Below are 18,135 nucleotides of genomic sequence, written 5' to 3' on the forward strand. Positions count from 1 at the left end.
TGCCGTCCTAGATTATGGCCACGGGTTGACGGGCGTCAACAGCGTCCATGGCGCTCTGACGGGGCACGCCTTCCCGGGCTCGACCCCAGACGGAGGCGGACATGGCAGAAGATGCGGCAGGTGGGCGACACGCGGTGGTGGTCGGTGGCGCATCCGGGATCGGATGGGCCACGGCGCGGCGACTCGCCTCGGACGGGTGGCGGGTGACGGTGGCCGACGTCAACGGCGACCTCGCCGAGGCGCGCGCGGCCGAGTTGGCGGGCCTGACCGACGCTTCGGGCGGGGGTCATGAGTACAGGGTCGTCGACGTGGTGGACGAGTCGTCGGTCGAGACGCTGTTCGCCGGGACCGCGCCCGAGCTGGTCGTCACCACGGCCGGGGTGAGCACGCTGGGGTTGGTCACCGACCACGACACCGCGGAGTTCCGGAGAGTGGTGGACGTGTGCCTGACCGGCGCGTTCCTGGTGGTCAAGCACGCCGGGCGCGTGGTGGAGGAGGGCGGGTCGATCGTCGCCGTCGCCTCGCTCAACGCCCGGCAGCCGGGCCGGGGGATGGCCGCGTACTGCGCTGCCAAGGCGGGCCTGGTGATGCTCGCGCAGGTGGCCGCGCTCGAGCTCGGGGAGCGGGGGATCCGCGTGAACACGGTCTCGCCCGGATTTCTGGTCACCCCGCTCACCGAGCCGGTCCTGCAGATCCCCGGTCTCGCCGAGGAGTACGCCGAGAATTCGGCGATCCCGCACCGCGGCACCGCGGAGGACGTCGCCCGGGCCGTGCTGTACCTCGCCGATTCGCCCTGGATGACGGGGGAGGACCTGGCGATCGACGGCGGTGCCCAGTTGCGGCGCTATCCGGACGTGCTCGGCCTGGCCACCACGGCGTTCTCGTGAGGACGGGCCGCGGCCGCGGTACGGGTGCCCGCCCTGTCCCGGGGTTCGCCGGCCGATCCGCGATCGTCACCGGCGGGGGCTCGGGGATCGGCGCCGCGCTGGCCCGCGCCCTGGTGGCGGCCGGTGCCCATGTCGTGGTGACGGACATCGACCCGGCGGCCGCGCGGCGGGTGGCGGAGGAGCTCCCCGCGGCTGGCGGGAGCGCCCGGGCGGCCGTTCTCGACGTCACCGACGCGGCGGCGGTGTCCGATCTGGTGGGCGAGGTGGTCGCCGATCACGGTGGCCTGGACCTCATGTTGGCCAACGCCGGCATCACCTGGGGCGGGGACACCGAGCTGCTGACCCTGGGGCAGTGGGACGCGATCATCGACGTGAACATTCGCGGGGTCGTGCACTGCGTCCACGCCGCGTACCCGGAGATGATCCGCCGGGGATCGGGGTCGCTCGTGCTCACCGCGTCGATGGGCGGGTTGTGCCCGGCGGGACTGATCACGAGCTACGCCATGACCAAGCACGCCGTGGTGGGGCTCGGGCTCTCGCTGCGCGCGGAGGCCGCCGGCCACCGCGTTGGGGGTGACCGTGGTGTGCCCGGCCGCGGTGGACACCGCGATCCTGGACAAGGGCGAACTCGACGGTTTCGACGGCCGCCACTTCTACCTGGAGGGCCAGGGTGTCCGGGAGCCGCTGGACCCGGACCTGCTGGCCGACAGCGTCCTGCGCGGGGTCCGCAGGAACCGGGCGCTCGTGATCGAACCCGCGCGGGCCCGGGCGACGTGGCGGCTGCAGCGCCTGTCGCCGGCGCTGATGGACCGGATGCTCACCGGGTACGTGCGCGCGACGAGGCGCCGGCGGGACGAGGGGCCCACCGGCGCCTGACGTCGGGGACGTTCCTCAGTGCTCGTCGGCGTCCGACTCGGCCTTGGTCGCGTGCACGGTGCCGTGCTCGTGCTCCGGCGGCGCGTAGATGGAGTAGACCTTGAGCGGCTCGTCACCGATGTTGGTGACGTTGTGCCACGACCCGGCGGGGACCAGAATCACCCAGTCGTCGCCGACCTCCTCGTCGAAATCCAGGCGGTCCTCGGCGGGCCCCATCTGGACGCGACCCCGGCCCTGCTCGACGCGCAGGAACTGGTCGTGATCCTCGTGCACCTCGAGGCCGATGTCGTCGCCGGGAGCGATCGCCATGACCGTCATCTGCATGTGCTTCCCGGTCCACAGCGTGGTGCGGTAGTTGGTGTTGGACAGGGTCTCGTCCTCGATGTTGACGACGTAGGGGTGGGGTCCGTGATCACTGGCGGTCATGGTGTGGTCCTCTCGCTCTCGTGCACGTCGGCTCGCGCCCGGTCGTCTCCATCATGCCGGGCGCGCCCGCCGCGCGATCCGGTTCCCTTCTGCCACGGCCACCGGCCCGAGATCTCGAGCTCGAGCGACCAGCTGAGGAAGGTCCTGATGAGCACGACGAGTGCGAGCAACCCTACCGAGTCGTAGCTCGGTGAGATCGCGACGGTCCGGATGATGTCCGCGGCCACGAGCAACTCCAGGCCCAGGAGGATCGCGCGTCCGAGTCGGCGACGAAACGCGGTGTAGGCGTCCCCCTCCGGGCCGGACCGGCGGCGCGGGTCCAGGGCGAACAGGGCTGCCACCAACGCGCCCACCACGATGGCGGCCACGCCCGCCGCGTCGATCGTCTTGCCCACCAGTTCCACGGCCTCCGAGAACGTCATGGAGGAACTGTAGACCGGCCCGGCAGGGCGTGAGGGGCCTCCGCGAACGCTATGGTTGACAAGTCAACTAATATGGGGGCATGACTCAGCACAGCGCCTCCACCCCCGCGTCGTCGTCACAGTCCGTCGCGCTGGGCCTCGACACCTTCGGTGACACGACGGTCGACTCCAGCGGCGCCCGCGTCCACCACGCCCAGGTGATCCGGGATGTGGTCGAACAGGCCGTCCTCGCCGACGAGGTGGGGGTCGACGCCTTCGGGGTGGGCGAGCACCACCGCCCGGACTTCGCCGTCTCCGCCCCGGACGTCGTGCTCGCCGGCATCGCCACCCGCACGCAGCGCATCACCCTCGGCTCGGCGGTCACCGTCCTGTCCAGCGACGACCCGGTCCGCGTGTTCCAGCGTTTCTCCACGATCGACGCCCTGTCCAACGGGCGCGCCGAGGTGGTGCTGGGGCGCGGGTCGTTCACCGAGTCGTTCCCGCTGTTCGGGCTCGACCTCCAGCAGTACGAGCAGCTGTTCTCCGAGAAGCTGGACCTGTTCTCCGCGTTGCTGCCCGAGACGCCGGTGACGTGGTCCGGCGAGCTGCGGCGACCCCTGGTCGACCAGCGCGTCTACCCGGAGACCGAGCACGGGCTCTCCGCGTGGATCGCGGTGGGCGGCAGTCCCGAATCCGTGGTGCGTGCGGCCCGCTACCGCATGCCCCTCATGCTGGCGATCATCGGTGGGCCCGCGGGCCGGTTCGCGCCTTTCGCCGACCTGTACCGCCAGGCGAATGCGCAGCTGGCGGGCACCGACGCGCCGCGGTTGCCGATCGCCGTGCACTCGCCCGGTTTCGTGGCGGAGACCGACGAGAAGGCCGCCGCCCTGGCGCTGCCGCACTGGCTGGTCAACCGCAACCAGATCGGGCGCGAGCGCGGGTGGGGGGACGCGAGCGAGGCCGACTTCCACCGCGAGGTGCGGTCCGGGGCGATGTACGTCGGCTCGCCCGAGACCGTCGCGCAGAAGATCGCCGCGACCGTGCGCACGCTGGGACTGGACCGCTTCGACCTCAAGTACGCCAGCGGACCGACCCCGCACGAGCACCTCATGACCTCGATCGACCTCTACGGGCGCAAAGTCATCCCTCGCGTCCGGGAGCTGCTGGCCGGGGCCGGATACGAACCCGGGGTGCCGCAGCAGGTGTCCCGCGCCTGACGGGCCGGGTATTACCGTGGGGCCATGCTCTTCGCGTTCTCCGTCGCACCCACCACGACTGCGGACGACTCGGCGTCCATGAGTGAGGCCGTCGCCGAGGCGGTCCGGGTGGTCCGCGCGTCCGGACTGCCCCACGAGACCACGTCGATGTTCACCACGATCGAGGGCGACTGGGACGAGGTCATGCCCGTCATCCGCGCCGCTACCGACGCGGTCCTGGCGGTGTCCCCGCGCGTGAGCCTGGTGCTCAAAGCTGACCTGAGGCCCGGCCGCTTCGGTGAGTTGCGCGGGAAGGTGGACCGGGTGGAGCGCCGCCTGCAACACGGCCTGGCGGCGGATCCCGGGGGAGGGGAGAAGGGCGACGACGACGAGGTGGTCGCCCCGTGACCTCCCGCACCCCCTCGGATCACTCCGTGAACGACTCCGGTTCCGCCGGCCTGCACGGCGCAGACGGTGCCGCCCCGCGTGGTCCGCAGACGGTTGCATACGTTGCGGCCACCGCGCTCGGCGGGATCGGTGCTGTGGTGGTGGCGGCCGTGAAACTGACCTCCCCCGAGGCCGGCACCTTGGACGTTCTGCTGTGGAGCGCTCTCGCGGTGTTGCTCCTCGCCGCGGCTGCCCGCCGGTGGTGGTTCGGGGCCAGCGGCGAGGATCGCTCGCGTCGCATCGCCTCCGAGCTCGGGGCGGGCGAGGTCGTCGAGGCGGTGCAGGCCTCGTCCGGTGAGGTCGACGCGGTCCGCCGACTCCGGGCCGCGTACCCGGGTCTCGGGCTCCGGGATGCGGTCGAGCTGGTTCGGCGACATAGTGGTGACGGCCGGACCGTGGAGGGCCGCGGCAGCGGGGGCGGTTGACCCTCCCCGGGCCAGCGAGGCCAACCCCCGCCTAGAGACCGCGGCCACCAACAAACACATCGACGTAGTCCCCGTTCCAGGAGAGTTCGACTACGCCCACGTCTGGCGTTTCTGTGTGCCGATCTGGGGCCCGATGCCAGTCATCTCAGCGACGGTGCACCAGCCTATCTGTCGCCGGAGGGAGCTGTAGCGGTTGTCCGTGTCTGCGCGGCCTCTGCTCGATCACAGGCCCAATTGCGGAGGAGGGCCTGCTGCATCGTCAGGTGAGCCACGATCGCATGCCAGAAGCCGACCGGTTAAAGTGGTGCAAACGCCAGCCTTTCGCTTTCCACAGTCAGCTACTCCGGACGATGACTACGCCTGCAATGTTGTCGGCTGGCGGTTCGCCCAGTGTGTCGCCGGCGATGATCGACACAACGTAGTCAGGTGGTGATCGCACGAGTCCTCGAAGCATCAGCGACATGTACGGCGCACCGAAGTGCCCATAATCTCCCGGTAAGTCGCTGAACACTCGGCCGGTTTGGTCTAGTTGAACCATCTCTTTGACGCTCTTGCTGAACTGCCCCTGGCGCACATCGAGAACTCGATCGACGAGGGTACGGGCGATCGCGCGGACGCCAACCTGGGGCATGTGGAGGAAGGCCGAGAGGTCATCCGTGAGATCTGCGCTGATTGCACCCAGCCAAGCCGATTGCTCCTCGGCATTATCGAAAGCGGTCTCCAACGCGACTGAACGCTGGTATGTGGATTCGGCGTCCACGACTAAGTGACTATCGGCGAGGAGTGCGGGCATCAAGGAGACTGCGAGCGTGGCGCAGTTCGCGCAGTCCTCCGAGTTGTGCGATTCAGCTCCGCAAGTCGCTGCTCCTCGGTAATGCTGTGTGCCGAGGTACAAGCTGTAGACGGGCGCGACGTCGAGTGCGGCAGCAGCGTCGAACAAAGCTCGACGTTGCTCGCCAGAGTTGTGATTGAACTTGAAGCTCCATTTGGCTTTGTCGACGTACAAGCGCTTCGCCTGCACGATCATCCCGAAGCTCTCGCCGCTCGGTGCCACCCACCACCAGAGCCAGTCGGCGCCGACCTTGGCCTCCTGCTTGCGGGTGAACGTAGCGAACCGGACCCGCGGAGACGTCCGGCTCAGCAAGATCTCGGTGACAGGTTCTTCCGTCCACTGGAGCCCGGCCGCCTCACATGCGGCCATATGTTCGAGACAAGCGGTACGGCCCCCAGCAAGGGCGGCATCGATACCAGTCACTGGTCGATACTCGCATGGGAACTGCCGGCTCGACGAGAATATAGACCGGCCAGCGTGTCAGACTCGGCCGCGCCTCCACGCCCACGCCGACAGTCCCCCCAGGACCAGAGCGGTGACTGGCAGGACCCACCGCCCTGGAGAGAGAGCGTGGAGCTGCCAGAACTGATCGTTTTCCAGGACCTGGACGCCGTCGTGGGAGTCGGCCAGAGGCATGTACATCGGCACGCCTCCGGTCGCAGCGATGAGCGGGAGCCACATGGTCAGCGACCCGGTCGCCAGGAGCACGCAGAGCGGAAAGGCCACCCAGAACCAGGGGAACCCCTGCGAAGGCTCGGAGGCTCGTCGGGGCAGTACGGCAGCTCCGACCACCAGAACGATGACCACGGCGAACGTCCAGACCCAGACCATGGCAACGACGGTAATCCAAGGCGCGACCGGGGGGCCGGACGCCATCGACGGACGCCCGCGGCCGGATGCGTGGGCATCGCATAGATGCCACCATGCGGGTGACCCGTTCCCGATCCTCGGAGACGATCATGTCGACCGCCCTCCTTCCTGACCGTCTTCGCACTCAGCTTCGCGCTGTAGACCACGCCACCGCGCCGTGCGGTGACATCGAGGCAAGACCGAGACAAGGAGGAACACCGATGACCAAGGAATTCGTCAACTGGTCCGGGAGTCTGCGCTTCACCCCGTCGGACACCGCGCGGCCGTCGGACGAGGCCGCGGTGCAGGAGGTGGTCCGTCGAACCGCTGAGGAAGGGGGGACCATCCGGCCGGTGGGATCGGGGCACTCCTCGGTCCCGCTCATGCAGACCTCGGACGTCCTGCTCACACTGGACGAGATGTCCGGGCTGGTCTCACATGACACCGATGCCGGTCGTGCCTCGTTGCTACCGGGGACGGGCATCGCCCGGGCGGGTGAACTGCTCGCCGAGCACGACCTGGCGATGGAGAACCTCGGCGACGTCGACTACCAGGCCCTCGCCGGGGCGATCGGTACGGGGACGCACGGGACCGGCCGGGAGCTGGGCAACCTCTCCCAGACCGTGGTCGGTGGCCGGCTGGTGACGGCGGACGGAGAGGTGGTGCCCTTTGGGGAAGACGCCGGGCCGGAGTACGACGCGGACCTCCTCCGCGCGGCGCAGGTCTCGATGGGCTCGCTCGGGGTCATGACGTCACTGACGTTGCGCCTGCTGCCCGCGTACAAGCTGCACCGCCTCAACTGGTGCACCCACATCGACTGGGTGCAGGACAACTTCGCCGAACTCACGACGTCCAATCGGCACTTCGACTTCTACTGGTATCCCCGCAGTGACGAGGCCCAGGTCAGAACGATGAACCTCCCCGGGCAGGAGCCGGACCTGACCCCCCCGGGCGACCACGTCCACGAGGACGCCACCGGCGTGAGCTACGACATCATCCCGAACTCACGGGACCTGAGGTTCGAGGAGATGGAGTACATGCTGCCGTTCGACGAGGGCCTGGAATGCTTCAAGGTCCTGCGGGAGCGGATCAAGGAGCGGCACCGCCAGAAGGTGGGCTGGCGCGTCCTGGTCCGGACCATCGCGCCCGACGACGCGCTCATCAGCAACTGCTACCAGCGCCCCACCATGACCATCGCGCTACTGCAGAATAACGAGCTGCCCTACGAGGAGTACTTCAACGACATCGAACCGATCCTGCAGGACTTCGGTGGCCGCCCGCACTGGGGCAAGAAGCACACCATGCGCGCGGACCAGCTACGCGGTCTGTACCCGGAATGGGAGACGTTCCACGACGTCAGACGCCGCCTCGACCCGGACGGTGTCTTCATGAACGACTACCTGCGGTCCCTGTTCGAAGGGGATGTGGCATGAACCAGGAGATCGGCCGGACCCTGTGGGTGTTCCCCGGCGGGAACATCCCGTCAACCAGTACCGGCCCGGAACCCGAGTACACCAGCCGGGACGAGCTCTGCATCCTCAACGTGTGCGAGACCGACGCCAGCCTGGAGATGACGATCTACCACTCCGACGGCGACCCTGTCGGCCCCTACCCGGTGCAGGTCGCGGCCCAGCGGGTGCGGCACGTGCGCGTCAACGATCTGATCGACCCCCAGGCCGTGTTTCTGGGTGAACCGTACGGCGTGGTCATCCGGTCGGATGTGCCGGTGTTCGTCCAGGTGACGAGGCTCGACACCCGTCGTGGCGGTCTCAGCGGTATGACGACGATGGGTTTCGCTCCCGACTGAGACGGCGCGATGCGGGAGGGAGTTCCCTGCGCATGCAGGCGCGCGGCCACTGGTCGAGGCCGTGGGCGATCTCCGCAGCCCGGATCTCTCTGAGGCCGGGGCTCTCCTCGTGCTCGGCGAGGTACCGGAACCCATGACGCTCGTAGTACGGCCCGTTCCACGGGACGTGGGTGTAGGTGGTCAACGTGACCGCGGGGAGCCGGTGCTCCCGCGCCCATCCGATCGTGTGGTTCAGCAGGGCCGTCCCGATCCCGCGGCGCATGACCTCGCTGTGCACCGAGACCTGGCCCAGGTGAGCGTTGCCGTCGACCACATCGGCCAACAAGTACGCCACCGGCCGGTCGGATCCATCGGTGCTGACCCACGCCCGCCCGTTCTGCACAAACTCTCGGAGTGAGTCGATCGACGGCGGGTCGTCCTCGGCCACCGAGGTCATCCCCATGTCCGCAAAGGGTGCTCCGGCCGAGCGTTCGATGTCCTGCAGGACGATCAGGTCGATTTCCCTGGCGGGCCGGATGCGGTACGTCGTCACCGGCTCGCTCTCTCCGTTCACATCGTCCCGTGCAACGCAGTCTGGGCGTTGCGTCTCAGGCAGCACTCGCCGCCGCCGGGCTTCCCACCGCGAGCCTCACCGCCCCCGACACCATTCGCGCGGTCTTGTGCGCCGTGGCCTATCTCGTCCTGGCCGCCGTCCTGGGCCTCGCATTCGGCACCCTCACCCGCAGCTCCACCGGTGCGCTGGCGATCATCGTCACCGTCGCCCTCCTCGTGCCCGCCCTCACGCCGGGCATGCCCGGCGTCCTCGGCGAGATCGCCGGGACCTACTGGCCCACCACGGCCGGACAGAGCTCTTACGCGGCCACCTCGACCGGCCCGCTGACGCCATTGGCCGGGCTCGCCGTCATGGCCGCGTTTACCTTCGTGACCGCCCTCGCAGCCCACGTCACGCTGAAGTCGCGCGACGCCTGACGGCCCGCGCGACGAGAGGGCGACCGTGTCTCCTGCGTCTCCGCTCTACTGGGCCAGGACCTTGTTGACCAGGCGCGTCGCGAAGTTGGGTGAGAACTTGGAGATGTTCGCGAGCACGGTCGTCTGCTCGCCGACGCTGTAGGACGTGCGATGAAAGCGGCGGTCAAGGGGTGTCGGGTGGACGGACTGCCAGACCTTCTCCGCGACCTGCTCGGGGGTGATCTTGATGCCGAGTGTCCGGGTCGTCTTGGCCTTGGGGTCCGCGAGAGCGGTCTTGGCCCACAGTGGCCAGATCCCCACCACGCGCACGCCGTGCGGGGCCCACTCGAGCTCCAACGCCTCGGTCAGTCCGGCGACGTAGAACTTGGCGGCGCTGTACGTGGCGATCCCGGGCTGACCGTAGATCGCCGACGCGGACGCGATGTTGACCAGGTGCGACCCCGGTGTGGCCTTGAGGTATGGGAACGCGGCTTTGGCGCCGAGCGTCACGCCCAGCACATCGATGTCGATCTGGGCCTTGACCGCGTCAGCCGAGATCTCCGTCAGGTCGCCGGCGACGAGGACGCCCGCGTTGTTGTCCAGGACGTCGAGCGTGCCTCCGGTGTGCGAGGTGAACTCCTCCAGCGCCCTCTCCCACTGCTGCATGTCGCGGACGTCGAGTTCCCCGGTGATCCAGTCGGGATGCTTCGACTGCACCGCGGCGAGGGCGTCCTTGTCGACGTCGTACACTCCTACAGTCCAGCCTTCGCGGCTGAATCGCTCCGCCGTTGCCAGGCCGATTCCGGCCGCTCCGCCCGAGATGAAGATCGATGCCATTCCCTGTCCTCCACACGCAAGTCCGAGGCAGCGTTCGCCCGGAGTGTCCGACACCCGACAATACCCAGCACTGGACGGGCGTGGTGGTGGGGCTCGAGGGCCGCGACGTCGGTGGTGGCCGCAGTGGGGTCGGGTTCCCGGCTAGCGCTTCATGAGGGCGAAGACGCCCCACCCGAGGTACTCACGGGTGTAGCGCGCGTAGCGGGCGGGAGTGGTGGTGAGTTCCTCCCTCACCTCGGTGGCGAGGTCGTCATCGGGGTTCCGGTCGAGCCAGTGGCGCAAGTTGAGCCATTGGGCTGCCGTGTACCGGTCCCAACTGTCCTGGTCGGCGAGCATCATCTCCACGACGTCGTAACCGAGACTCTGAAACCGCCCTATCAGGTCGGGGAGCGCCAGGAAGTCGGCGATGGCGGTGGCGTGGCAGGCGACGGCCGTCTCCTCGTCCGGCGGGGTGCGCCGCCAGTACGGCTCGCCGATCAACATCACGCCTCCCGGACGGAGGCTGCGTTCGAGCAACTCGATCGTCTCGGCGACACCGTTTCCGATCCAGGTGGCACCCACGCATGCGGCCAGATCAACCGGCTCGTCCGCGACATGGCCTGCGGCATCCCCGTGGATGAAGTCGACACGGTCGGCGACCCCTAGTTCTGCGGCGCGGGCCCGGGCCTCCGCGGTGAAGACCGTGCTGATGTCCACGCCGGTGCCCGTGATCCCGTGATCACGCGCCCAGGTCGTCAACATCTCGCCCGAGCCGCTGGCCAGGTCCAGTACTCGCGTCCCTGGCGTGAGTCGGAGGGCTTTCCCCAGCGCGGCGAGTTTGTCCTCGGTGAGTGGGTTGTGGATCCGGTGGCTGCTCTCGCGGATGGTGAAGATGCGGGGAAGGTCCATTAACTCGACCTCGTTCCTTTCTGTACTGCCCTGTCCTTTGCGGGCGATAGCTGCCCGAGTGGGCGGGAGCGGGCCGGCAGAGAGCGGTGTGGGGGGACACCGTGCCGGACCTGTGATGATGGGCCTTCCAAGCGGAGACGCTGGCCCCGTTGTTCTTACGCCGGGGGAATCCGAGCAACCGTCAGGACGAGGCCCGGCACGTGAGGATGATCCGGGCACCGCGCGCAGCGGTGGTCTCGATGACGACCATGCAACTCACCTCCGCAGACAGCCACTCGACCAGTGGTGTTGGTGGCCCAAGATATCACCCGTCGCGGACTTCGAAGCCGTGCTCAGGCCCCACCCTCGTCTCCTGCCGGACGGACCTCACGTTCTCGCGGCCCGGAACGACTACCTGCTGAAGTCGGAGGGAGGGTCGTGTGAACGAGGTGGCGGGGACGAGGGGAAGATCGAATTCATGAGGGCAGCCTTCGACGGTGCGGTGGTCCGGCACGGGCCGACCGTCCTGCGCGTGTGCCGCGCGGTCCTGGGACCCGGCCCCGATGCCGAGGACGCCTGGTCCGAGACGTTCCTGTCCGCGCTGCGGGCCTGGACGGATCTGCCAGATGAGACCAACGTGGAGGCGTGGCTGGTCCGGGTCGCCCACCGCCGGTCGGTGGACGTGGTACGCCGATCGGTGCGGTCGGCCGCTCCGGCGGGAGGCGCGGACGATGTCGCCGTGCTCGACGAGTGGGCGGCCAGGAGCCACGGGCGCAACGGGTCCGCGTGGAGGGGCCGTGAGGGCGACGACGACGACCTCGGCGACCACCCGATCTGGGACGCCGTCGCCGCTCTGCCCACGCGGCAGCGGCTCTGTGTGGCCTACCGGTACCTGGGCGGGTTGCCATACGGCGAGATCGCCGCGCTCACCGGGGGCAGCGAGGCGGCCGCGAGACGCGCGGCGGCCGACGGCGTGGCGGCCCTGAGGCACACCGTCGACCGCGCGACCGCAACTGGCCGCGAGGTCCGAGAACCCACCGTGCCCGACCAGACCGTGCCCGACCAGACGGTGCCCGACCAGACCGTGCCCGACCAGACCGAGCACACGACGCGAACCAAGGAGCAGCCATGACCGCGGACGACGTCATCGACACACTCCGCGGCGCCCCCGCGGACACGGACCGTCTGCGCGACCGACTGGCCCGCGACGCGCAGCGAGGGGGGCTGGTGGATGTGCTGGTCCGGTCCGTCGAGTCGCCGATCGGAGAACTGATCCTCGCGGCGACCCCGCGCGGCCTGGCGTATGTGGCGTTCGAGGGGGAGTCCCGGGACGAGGTCCTCCAGTTGCTCGCCACGAAGATCGGCCCTCGCGTCGTGAGCGCGAGCACTCCGGGAACGCCGAGCGGGGGCACTGGCGACGCGGACATCGCGAGCGTGCTCGACGACGCCACCACGCAGCTGCACGACTACCTCGCCGGGCGTCGCCGCGAGTTCACCCTGCCGCTGGACACCGTCCTGGCCACCGGGTTCCGCGGCCTGGTCCAGCGCCGACTGTCCGAGGTCGGCTACGGGCGCACGGCCACCTACCGGGAGATCGCCACCGCCCTCGACAAGCCCGGAGCGGTCCGCGCGGTCGGCACGGCGTGCGCCACCAACCCGCTTCCCCTGGTGTGGCCATGCCATCGGATCCTGCGCTCGGATGGCGGTCTCGGCGGCTACCGGGGCGGGCTCGAGGTCAAGAAGCGGCTCCTGGCGATGGAGTCGGCTGCGTGACCGCAGCGCAGGTCGCGGCGCTCTACGGCGTCTGGGTGATCGCGGTGATCTCGCCGGGGCCCGACCTCGTCGTCGTCCTCCACCGGTCGCTCGTCGGTCGCCGCCACGGTGTCGCCACGGCGGTCGGGGTGGTCACCGGGATCGCGATCTGGCTCGCGGCCGCGTTCGCCGGACTGGCCGCGCTGGTGCGCGTGTATCCGCAGATCATGACGGGGCTACAGGTGGCGGGCGGGCTGCTGCTGGCGAGTCTGGGGGTGCTCGGGCTGCGGGGGTGGTGGCGCTCGAGGTCGAGGGCGGGGGCCGCGGGACTCGATCCCACCGGCCCGGAATCGTCGGACTCCACCCCGGCCGCACCCACGCCGGCCGCACCGGCCACACTCGGCACTCGACCGCCGGGAACCGACTTCGTCCGCGGGCTGGCCACCAACCTGGCCAATCCCAAGGCGCTGGTGTTCTTCGGCGCCGTCCTGACCCCGTTCCTGAGGGGCGAGGTCCCTCCGGGGCAGTCGGTCGCACTCGTCGCGGGCATGATCGCCGTGGCGCTGATGTGGTTCTGCACCCTCGCCGTGGCGGCGTCGCACCGACTGGTCAACGAGCGAGTCGGGCGGGTCCTGCCGACGGTGGATGTGGTCGTCAGCACGTTGTTCGTGGCGGTGGGGGTGGCGTTCGTGATCGAGGCGCTCACCTGACGATCGGGCGATAGGTTCTGCCACATGACAAGTGCGCCTTCCGATCGCGCGTGGTGGCGCGCCGCCCTCGCGGTGTTCGCCGTGGGATGGGGCGCCAACCAGTTCGCACCGTTGCTGCTGCTCTACCGCGAGGAACAGGGCCTCGGACAGACCGAGGTCACCGCGATGTTCAGCGTGTACATCGTGGGGCTCCTGCCCACGCTGCTCGTGGCGGGCCGGTGGTCCGACGCCCACGGTCGACGCGTGCTCATGCGGCCGGTCCTCGTCCTGTCCCTGGTCGCCACGGTGCTGATGCTTCTCGGGCCGCAGGACCCGCTGTGGCTCTACCTCGGCCGTTTCCTGGCGGGGCTCGCATCCGGTGCCGCGTTCGGCGCGGGCAGCGCGTGGGTGCGCGAACTCTCCGCGGGTGCCGCACCCGGGACCGGCGCGCGGCGGGCCGCGATCGCCCTGACCGGCGGATTCGGGCTGGGCGGACTGGTCGGCGGCCTGGTGGGCCAGTTCGCCCCCGCTCCCATGATCTCGGCCTACCTACCGCACCTGGTGCTCGGGACGATCGCCCTGGTGGCCGCCTGGAACGCCGCCGACCCCTACCGCCCGCACGGGGGCGCCGACCCCGCCGGGCTCATCCCCTCGAGCGCGGGCACCCGTAGGTTCCTGCTGGGGGTCGCGCCCTGGGCGCCGCTGGTGTTCGGGTGCGCCAGCATGTCGTTCGCGGTGCTCGCGGACCTGCTGGGCGGCGACGCAGGAGGCCTGCCCACCGCGTACGCCGGGGTGATGGTGGGCGTCACGCTCGGAGCCGGGGTGCTGGTCCAGCCCACCGTGCGCCGGCTCGCCGCGTCCTCCCCGCCGTCCCGCCCCCCGGTCATCGGCCTGACCGCCGCCGCGCTGGGCATGTCCGCGGGCGCGGTCCTGGCGGCGTCCCCGGACCTGCCCGGCCGGGCCCTGTGGCTGCTGCCCGTCGCGGTCCTGCTGGGCGCGGGGTACGCGACCCTGCTGGTGGCCGGGCTCGTCGAGGTGGAGCTGCAGTCCGGCCCCCGCGACCACGCCGGTCTCGTGGCCGTCTTCTACGTCCTGGCCTACCTGGGCATGGCGACCCCGTACGTGCTCGCGGTGCTCTCCCGCATGGGCGGCCCGGTGCCGTGGATCGCCGCCCTGGCGGTGGTGTGCGTGCTGCTCATCCCGCTCGCGCAACGGCAACTGCGGTAGCGGCCCGGTCGCCCCCGCCCGTGCCCCGCCCCGCCCGGCATCGAGAAGAGCGTTCCGCGCACCCGCACTCGAGAAACGTGTTCGGAACGGTTTTCTCGATGCGGTGGCCGGGCTCAGCCCGAGTTTCGCAGCGCTGTGGCCAGGCCGTTCATCGTCAGTTGGATGCCCGTGCGCACGTCGGGGTCGTCATCGCCCGCGCGGTAGCGCCGCAGCAGTTCCACCTGCAGCCTGTTGAGCGGTTCGAGATACGGGAACCGGTTCCGGACGGAACGGGCGAGGGCCGGGTTGTCGTCCAGCAGGGTCTCCTGACCAGTCACGGCCAGCAGCATCTCGCGGGTGAGCTCGAACTCGTCGGAGATCACCCCGTGGATCCTCCTGCCCACCTCGGCGTCCGGGACCAGCTCGGCGTACCGGCCCGCCAGACTCATGTCGGCCTTCGCCATGACCTGCGCCATGTTGGACAGCGTGGTGCGGAGGAACGGCCAGTCCCGGTAGAGGCGGCGCAGCGTGGCCAGGCGCTCCTCGGCGTTCGCGCCCCCCGCGTCGTGGCCGTCCACGTCCGTGGGCCCGCCGTCGTCGACCCAGCGCTTCAGGGCGCTGCCCACGCCGAACCAGCCGGGCAACATCACCCGGGACTGCGACCACGACAACACCCACGGGATCGCCCGCAGGTCGTCGACCGAGGAGGTCTGCTTCCGGGACGTGGGGCGGGAGCCCATGTTGAGTTCCCCGATCTCGCTGAGCGGGGTGGAGGTGGTGAAGTACTCGATGAACCCCGGGTCCTCGTGGACCAACTCGGCGTACGCCTCGCGGCCGAGGCGGGCGAGGGCGGCCATCACCGCGTAGGCCTGCTCCGCGTCGTCCCCCAGACCCTCGACGTCGAGCAGCGAGACCTCGAGGGTGGCCGCCACCAGTGCCTCGAGGTTGCGGCGGGCGCGCACGGGCTCGGAGTACTTGGCGGAGATGATCTCCCCCTGTTCGGTGATCCGCAGCGCGCCCTGCACCGCGCCCGGGGGCTGCGCGAGGATCGCGTCATAGGAGTTCCCGCCGCCGCGCCCCACCGCGCCGCCGCGACCGTGGAAGAAGCGCAGGTGCACATCGGCGCGTGCGGCCGCATCGACCAGAGCGAGCTCGGCCTCGTACAGGGACCAGTTGGCGGCGAGGTATCCGCCGTCCTTGTTGGAGTCCGAGTAGCCCAGCATGACCTCCAGCACGTCCTCCTGGGAGCGGACCAGTGCACGGAACTGCGGGAGCGCGAGCACCTCGTCGAGCATCCTGGCCCCGCCGGCGAGATCGTCGATGGTCTCCAGCAACGGGATGAGGCGCACGGTCGACCGGGGCTCGTCCGGGCTGCCGGAGAACAACCCGACCTCCTTGAGGAGGACGGCGGGTTCGAGAAAGTCGGAGACCGAACCGCACATCGACACGATGTAGTGGGGCACCACGTCCGGTCCGAGCCCGGCGACCGCCTCCGCGGCGGCGCGCAGCACCCCCATCTCCTTGTCCGCGAACTCCGAGAGCGACGCACGGACGCCCAGCAGCGGGCGATCGTGGGAGAGCTCGGAGAGCAGGAGCTCGACACGGGCGTCCTCGTCGAGCGCCGAGTAGTCCTCGGACACCCCGGCGAGCGCGAACAGCTCGGTGAGCAGGTCCTCGTGCGACTCCGAGTTCTGGCGCATGTCCAGGGACTGCAGGTGGAACCCGAACGAGTTCAGCGCCCACCGCAGGTCCCGTAGTCGCGGGGCGCGCAGCAGGTCTGACCCCACTGCGGAGAGTCCCGCGTCGATGATCTCGAGGTCCGCCGCCATCTCCTCCGGATCCTCGTACGGAGGATCGTCGTCCAGGCCGATGAGACGCCCGGCGGACAGGAGTACCGAGCGGGGCAGCGACGACCCGGTCGCGCGCGCACGCGCGGCGAGCCGACGACGGACCACCCGGACCGCCTGGCGGAACGGAACGTCCTCCCGGGCCGGGCTCCCCTCGACCTGGGTGTCCTCGAGGGAATCGGCCAGTGCCGCTATCCCCGGGTCGACCTCGACGATCCGGGCCGACATCGACAGCTCACGTTCGAGGAGGCGCAGCTGCTCGGCATAGTGACCGTGGAGCAGCTCCGCCGCCCGGTCGGTGGCGAACCGCACCACGTCGCCCGTGACGTACGGATTGCCGTCGCGGTCGCCGCCGATCCACGAACCGGGCCGCACGACCGCACGACCCCCGCACCCGAGGCGCTCGTCGATCTGCGCGTTGAGCGGGGGGATCACCTCCAGCAGGGTGGCCTCGTAATACTGCAGCCCGGCCATCACCTCGTCCTCGATGTGGGGACGTTCGTTGCGGATGAGGGCGGTCTGCCACAGCGCGAGCACGAGGCGGCGCAGCTCGAGTTCGATCTCCGCGATCTCCGCCTCCGTCACCGGGTCCTGGTCCCTCGACCGCAGACCGTCCCGGCGGGCCATGAGGAGATGCACCCTGCGGGTGGCCTCGAACACCATCCGGCGACGGGTCTCCGTGGGGTGGGCGGTGAGCACCGGGGACACGCGGGCGGTCGCGCGCACGGCGGCCAGTCGCTCGTCGTCGTCCGCCTCCAGCAGGTCCGCGACCCGGGTCCACGTGACCTCCAGGTCCCCGTCGGGCGGCGTCTCTCCCGCGGCCCGGTGGATCCGCCTGCGGCGCTCCTGATGCAGGTCCTCCGCCACGTTGGCAAGCAGGGCGAACAGTGAGAACGCACGGATCACCGGAATGGCGTCGGCGGCACTGATGTCCTTGAACAGGGCGGACACCTCGTCCCTGTCGGCCTCCGAGCGCCGCACCGCGAACGCCGTCCGGCGGGCCGTCTCGACGAGATCGAACACCCGGTCCCCGGCGTGCTCCCGGATAGTGTCGCCGAGCAGGGAACCCAGGAACCGGACGTCCTCCCGCAGGGGGGCCACCGCGCGGGCGAGAGGATCGGTCCCGGAATCGGGTGCGGTGTGATCCTGTGCGGTCTCTGTCATGGCCGCCAGGGTAGGCGGGGGATGTGACAGGCGGGTGAAACCGTGGTTCGGGGGCGCATGGGGCGCGCGGCGTGCACGACCGCGGGGATCAGGCGGACACGGGGGTCATCCCTGATGTCCCCGGGCCCCCGGTGGCGCACACTGGGGGTATGACGCAACAGCCCGGATTCCCCCAGTACGGCGACTCCCAGTACGGCCAGCCCGTGGCCGGCCCCGACGACCGCACCCCCGCGGCCCTGGCGCACGCGTCCAGTCTCATCGCCATGGCGCTCTCGGCGGGGTGGCTCTCCTTCGTGGGGCCGCTGGTGATGTGGCTGATCTACAAGGACCGCAGCCCGTTCGTCCGGCAGGCCGCTGCCGGGTCCTTCAACTTCAACGTCGGCCTGTGGATCATGAGCATCGTGGGCTGGATCTTCATCATCACCGTGATCGGCATCCCGATCGGACTGGTCCTGCTGGCGGTCTCCTTTGTCCTCCAGATCGTCGGCCACCTGATCGGGGTCGTGCGGGCCACGCGGGGCCGGACCATCAACTACCCGTTCCAACTGCGCATCCTGAGCTGACGCCCCCGCTCGCACCGGTCCCGGCGATCCGGTAGGAACGACAGAGGGGCGGCGCGCCATCCGGGCGCGCGGGAGCCCGAGTGGGTGCGGAGCAGTGGACGCGGAGAAGGGGACGC

At 70.0% G+C, this 18,135-nt stretch carries 20 protein-coding genes and 1 pseudogene; 13 read left to right on the forward strand and 8 right to left on the reverse strand.

Annotation, left to right across the window (positions count from 1 at the left end; genetic code table 11):
- The first annotated feature begins 101 nt into the window (after positions 1-101).
- Together H483_RS22120 and H483_RS22125 are read left to right on the forward strand one after the other, a co-directional pair.
- Positions 102-887 carry an SDR family NAD(P)-dependent oxidoreductase gene (locus tag H483_RS22120; protein WP_031264438.1) on the forward strand — a complete coding sequence of 262 codons (786 nt, stop codon included), beginning with the start codon at positions 102-104 and terminating at the stop codon, positions 885-887.
- A pseudogene (locus tag H483_RS22125) lies at positions 884-1,763 on the forward strand (SDR family NAD(P)-dependent oxidoreductase). The gene H483_RS22120 and the pseudogene H483_RS22125 overlap by 4 nt, the downstream one beginning before the upstream one ends.
- 15 nt (positions 1,764-1,778) lie before the next feature.
- Here the strand turns inward: H483_RS22125 and H483_RS22130 are convergent.
- On the reverse strand, positions 1,779-2,189 hold the full coding sequence (locus tag H483_RS22130) for a cupin domain-containing protein (RefSeq protein WP_017835429.1): 411 nt from the start codon (positions 2,187-2,189) through the stop codon (positions 1,779-1,781).
- Positions 2,186-2,611, reverse strand: coding sequence for a DUF1622 domain-containing protein (locus H483_RS22135; protein WP_017835430.1), 426 nt, complete (start codon positions 2,609-2,611; stop codon positions 2,186-2,188). Before H483_RS22135 ends, H483_RS22130 begins: the two co-directional genes overlap by 4 nt.
- Before the next feature lie 80 nt (positions 2,612-2,691).
- On the opposite strand from H483_RS22135, the gene H483_RS22140 reads away from it, so the two are divergent.
- From H483_RS22140 to H483_RS22150, 3 genes are read left to right on the forward strand one after another with little or no spacing between them, the layout of a single operon-like run.
- Positions 2,692-3,807: an LLM class flavin-dependent oxidoreductase gene (locus tag H483_RS22140; protein ID WP_017835431.1), complete on the forward strand. Its 1,116-nt coding sequence runs from the start codon at positions 2,692-2,694 to the stop codon at positions 3,805-3,807.
- A 24-nt stretch (positions 3,808-3,831) separates the two neighbouring features.
- On the forward strand, positions 3,832-4,194 hold the full coding sequence (locus tag H483_RS22145; protein WP_017835432.1) for a thiamine-binding protein: 363 nt from the start codon (positions 3,832-3,834) through the stop codon (positions 4,192-4,194).
- Positions 4,191-4,658 carry a hypothetical protein gene (locus H483_RS22150; protein WP_017835433.1) on the forward strand — a complete coding sequence of 156 codons (468 nt, stop codon included), beginning with the start codon at positions 4,191-4,193 and terminating at the stop codon, positions 4,656-4,658. Before H483_RS22145 ends, H483_RS22150 begins: the two co-directional genes overlap by 4 nt.
- Before the next feature lie 334 nt (positions 4,659-4,992).
- Here H483_RS22150 and H483_RS22155 read toward each other — a convergent pair whose 3' ends face one another.
- Both H483_RS22155 and H483_RS22160 read right to left on the reverse strand, forming a co-directional pair.
- Positions 4,993-5,913, reverse strand: a complete 921-nt coding sequence (locus H483_RS22155) for a DUF6615 family protein (protein WP_152427832.1) — start codon at positions 5,911-5,913, stop codon at positions 4,993-4,995.
- Positions 5,914-5,970: 57 nt separating this feature from the next.
- Entirely contained in the window at positions 5,971-6,321 is a 351-nt protein-coding gene (locus tag H483_RS22160) for a hypothetical protein (RefSeq protein WP_017835435.1), read from the reverse strand.
- Between the two features lie 239 nt (positions 6,322-6,560).
- Here H483_RS22160 and H483_RS22165 point away from each other — a divergent pair, with 239 nt between their 5' ends.
- Both H483_RS22165 and H483_RS22170 read left to right on the forward strand, forming a co-directional pair.
- On the forward strand, positions 6,561-7,772 hold the full coding sequence (locus tag H483_RS22165) for a D-arabinono-1,4-lactone oxidase (protein WP_017835436.1): 1,212 nt from the start codon (positions 6,561-6,563) through the stop codon (positions 7,770-7,772).
- Positions 7,769-8,146 carry a sensory rhodopsin transducer gene (locus H483_RS22170; RefSeq protein ID WP_017835437.1) on the forward strand — a complete coding sequence of 126 codons (378 nt, stop codon included), beginning with the start codon at positions 7,769-7,771 and terminating at the stop codon, positions 8,144-8,146. The genes H483_RS22165 and H483_RS22170 overlap by 4 nt, the downstream gene beginning before the upstream one ends.
- On the opposite strand, the gene H483_RS22175 is transcribed toward H483_RS22170, so the two are convergent.
- A complete protein-coding gene (locus H483_RS22175; protein ID WP_238556203.1) occupies positions 8,109-8,678 on the reverse strand; it encodes a GNAT family N-acetyltransferase in 570 nt (189 codons plus the stop codon). The two genes, H483_RS22170 and H483_RS22175, sit on opposite strands and share 38 nt — an antisense overlap.
- Before the next feature lie 29 nt (positions 8,679-8,707).
- Here H483_RS22175 and H483_RS22180 point away from each other — a divergent pair, with 29 nt between their 5' ends.
- Positions 8,708-9,115 (forward strand): hypothetical protein, encoded by a 408-nt coding sequence (locus tag H483_RS22180; protein ID WP_017835439.1) that lies wholly within the window; start codon positions 8,708-8,710, stop codon positions 9,113-9,115.
- Between the two features lie 45 nt (positions 9,116-9,160).
- On the opposite strand, the gene H483_RS22185 is transcribed toward H483_RS22180, so the two are convergent.
- Both H483_RS22185 and H483_RS22190 read right to left on the reverse strand, forming a co-directional pair.
- Positions 9,161-9,931 (reverse strand): SDR family oxidoreductase, encoded by a 771-nt coding sequence (locus H483_RS22185; RefSeq protein WP_017835440.1) that lies wholly within the window; start codon positions 9,929-9,931, stop codon positions 9,161-9,163.
- A gap of 141 nt (positions 9,932-10,072) precedes the next feature.
- The gene (locus H483_RS22190) at positions 10,073-10,819 is read right to left on the reverse strand and encodes a cyclopropane-fatty-acyl-phospholipid synthase family protein (RefSeq protein ID WP_017835441.1); all 747 of its coding nucleotides are present in this window, start codon (positions 10,817-10,819) and stop codon (positions 10,073-10,075) included.
- 457 nt (positions 10,820-11,276) lie between these two features.
- On the opposite strand from H483_RS22190, the gene H483_RS0118960 reads away from it, so the two are divergent.
- Genes H483_RS0118960 through H483_RS22205 form a run of 4 tightly spaced genes read left to right on the forward strand, consistent with a single transcriptional unit; the run spans position 11,277 to position 14,466 of the window.
- Positions 11,277-11,930: an RNA polymerase sigma factor gene (locus H483_RS0118960; protein ID WP_152427833.1), complete on the forward strand. Its 654-nt coding sequence runs from the start codon at positions 11,277-11,279 to the stop codon at positions 11,928-11,930.
- Positions 11,927-12,571, forward strand: coding sequence for a methylated-DNA--[protein]-cysteine S-methyltransferase (locus H483_RS22195; RefSeq protein WP_017835443.1), 645 nt, complete (start codon positions 11,927-11,929; stop codon positions 12,569-12,571). The genes H483_RS0118960 and H483_RS22195 overlap by 4 nt, the downstream gene beginning before the upstream one ends.
- Positions 12,568-13,260, forward strand: coding sequence for a LysE family translocator (locus H483_RS22200; RefSeq protein ID WP_017835444.1), 693 nt, complete (start codon positions 12,568-12,570; stop codon positions 13,258-13,260). Before H483_RS22195 ends, H483_RS22200 begins: the two co-directional genes overlap by 4 nt.
- Positions 13,261-13,284: 24 nt before the next feature.
- Positions 13,285-14,466: an MFS transporter gene (locus H483_RS22205; RefSeq protein WP_031264442.1), complete on the forward strand. Its 1,182-nt coding sequence runs from the start codon at positions 13,285-13,287 to the stop codon at positions 14,464-14,466.
- 113 nt (positions 14,467-14,579) lie between these two features.
- Here the strand turns inward: H483_RS22205 and ppc are convergent, their stop codons facing one another.
- Positions 14,580-17,456, reverse strand: a complete 2,877-nt coding sequence (gene ppc, locus H483_RS22210) for a phosphoenolpyruvate carboxylase (RefSeq protein WP_017835446.1) — start codon at positions 17,454-17,456, stop codon at positions 14,580-14,582.
- Between the two features lie 149 nt (positions 17,457-17,605).
- Here ppc and H483_RS22215 point away from each other — a divergent pair, with 149 nt between their 5' ends.
- A complete protein-coding gene (locus H483_RS22215; RefSeq protein ID WP_017835447.1) occupies positions 17,606-18,019 on the forward strand; it encodes a DUF4870 domain-containing protein in 414 nt (137 codons plus the stop codon).
- Positions 18,020-18,135 lie beyond the last annotated feature (116 nt).

It is taken from the genome of Dietzia sp. UCD-THP, assembly GCF_000349585.1.
Classification (GTDB): Bacteria; Actinomycetota; Actinomycetes; order Mycobacteriales; family Mycobacteriaceae; genus Dietzia; species Dietzia natronolimnaea_A.

Coding starts and splice junctions, on each gene's coding strand:
- H483_RS22140 (WP_017835431.1), top strand. CDS start 2,692: ATGACTCAGCACAGCGCCTCCACCCCCGCGTCGTCGTCACAGTCCGTC.
- H483_RS0118960 (WP_152427833.1), top strand. CDS start 11,277: ATGAGGGCAGCCTTCGACGGTGCGGTGGTCCGGCACGGGCCGACCGTC.
- H483_RS22130 (WP_017835429.1), bottom strand. CDS start 2,189: ATGACCGCCAGTGATCACGGACCCCACCCCTACGTCGTCAACATCGAG.
- H483_RS22205 (WP_031264442.1), top strand. CDS start 13,285: ATGACAAGTGCGCCTTCCGATCGCGCGTGGTGGCGCGCCGCCCTCGCG.
- H483_RS22195 (WP_017835443.1), top strand. CDS start 11,927: ATGACCGCGGACGACGTCATCGACACACTCCGCGGCGCCCCCGCGGAC.
- ppc (WP_017835446.1), bottom strand. CDS start 17,456: ATGACAGAGACCGCACAGGATCACACCGCACCCGATTCCGGGACCGAT.
- H483_RS22165 (WP_017835436.1), top strand. CDS start 6,561: ATGACCAAGGAATTCGTCAACTGGTCCGGGAGTCTGCGCTTCACCCCG.
- H483_RS22190 (WP_017835441.1), bottom strand. CDS start 10,819: ATGGACCTTCCCCGCATCTTCACCATCCGCGAGAGCAGCCACCGGATC.
- H483_RS22120 (WP_031264438.1), top strand. CDS start 102: ATGGCAGAAGATGCGGCAGGTGGGCGACACGCGGTGGTGGTCGGTGGC.
- H483_RS22170 (WP_017835437.1), top strand. CDS start 7,769: ATGAACCAGGAGATCGGCCGGACCCTGTGGGTGTTCCCCGGCGGGAAC.
- H483_RS22135 (WP_017835430.1), bottom strand. CDS start 2,611: ATGACGTTCTCGGAGGCCGTGGAACTGGTGGGCAAGACGATCGACGCG.
- H483_RS22215 (WP_017835447.1), top strand. CDS start 17,606: ATGACGCAACAGCCCGGATTCCCCCAGTACGGCGACTCCCAGTACGGC.
- H483_RS22160 (WP_017835435.1), bottom strand. CDS start 6,321: ATGGTCTGGGTCTGGACGTTCGCCGTGGTCATCGTTCTGGTGGTCGGA.
- H483_RS22145 (WP_017835432.1), top strand. CDS start 3,832: ATGCTCTTCGCGTTCTCCGTCGCACCCACCACGACTGCGGACGACTCG.
- H483_RS22185 (WP_017835440.1), bottom strand. CDS start 9,931: ATGGCATCGATCTTCATCTCGGGCGGAGCGGCCGGAATCGGCCTGGCA.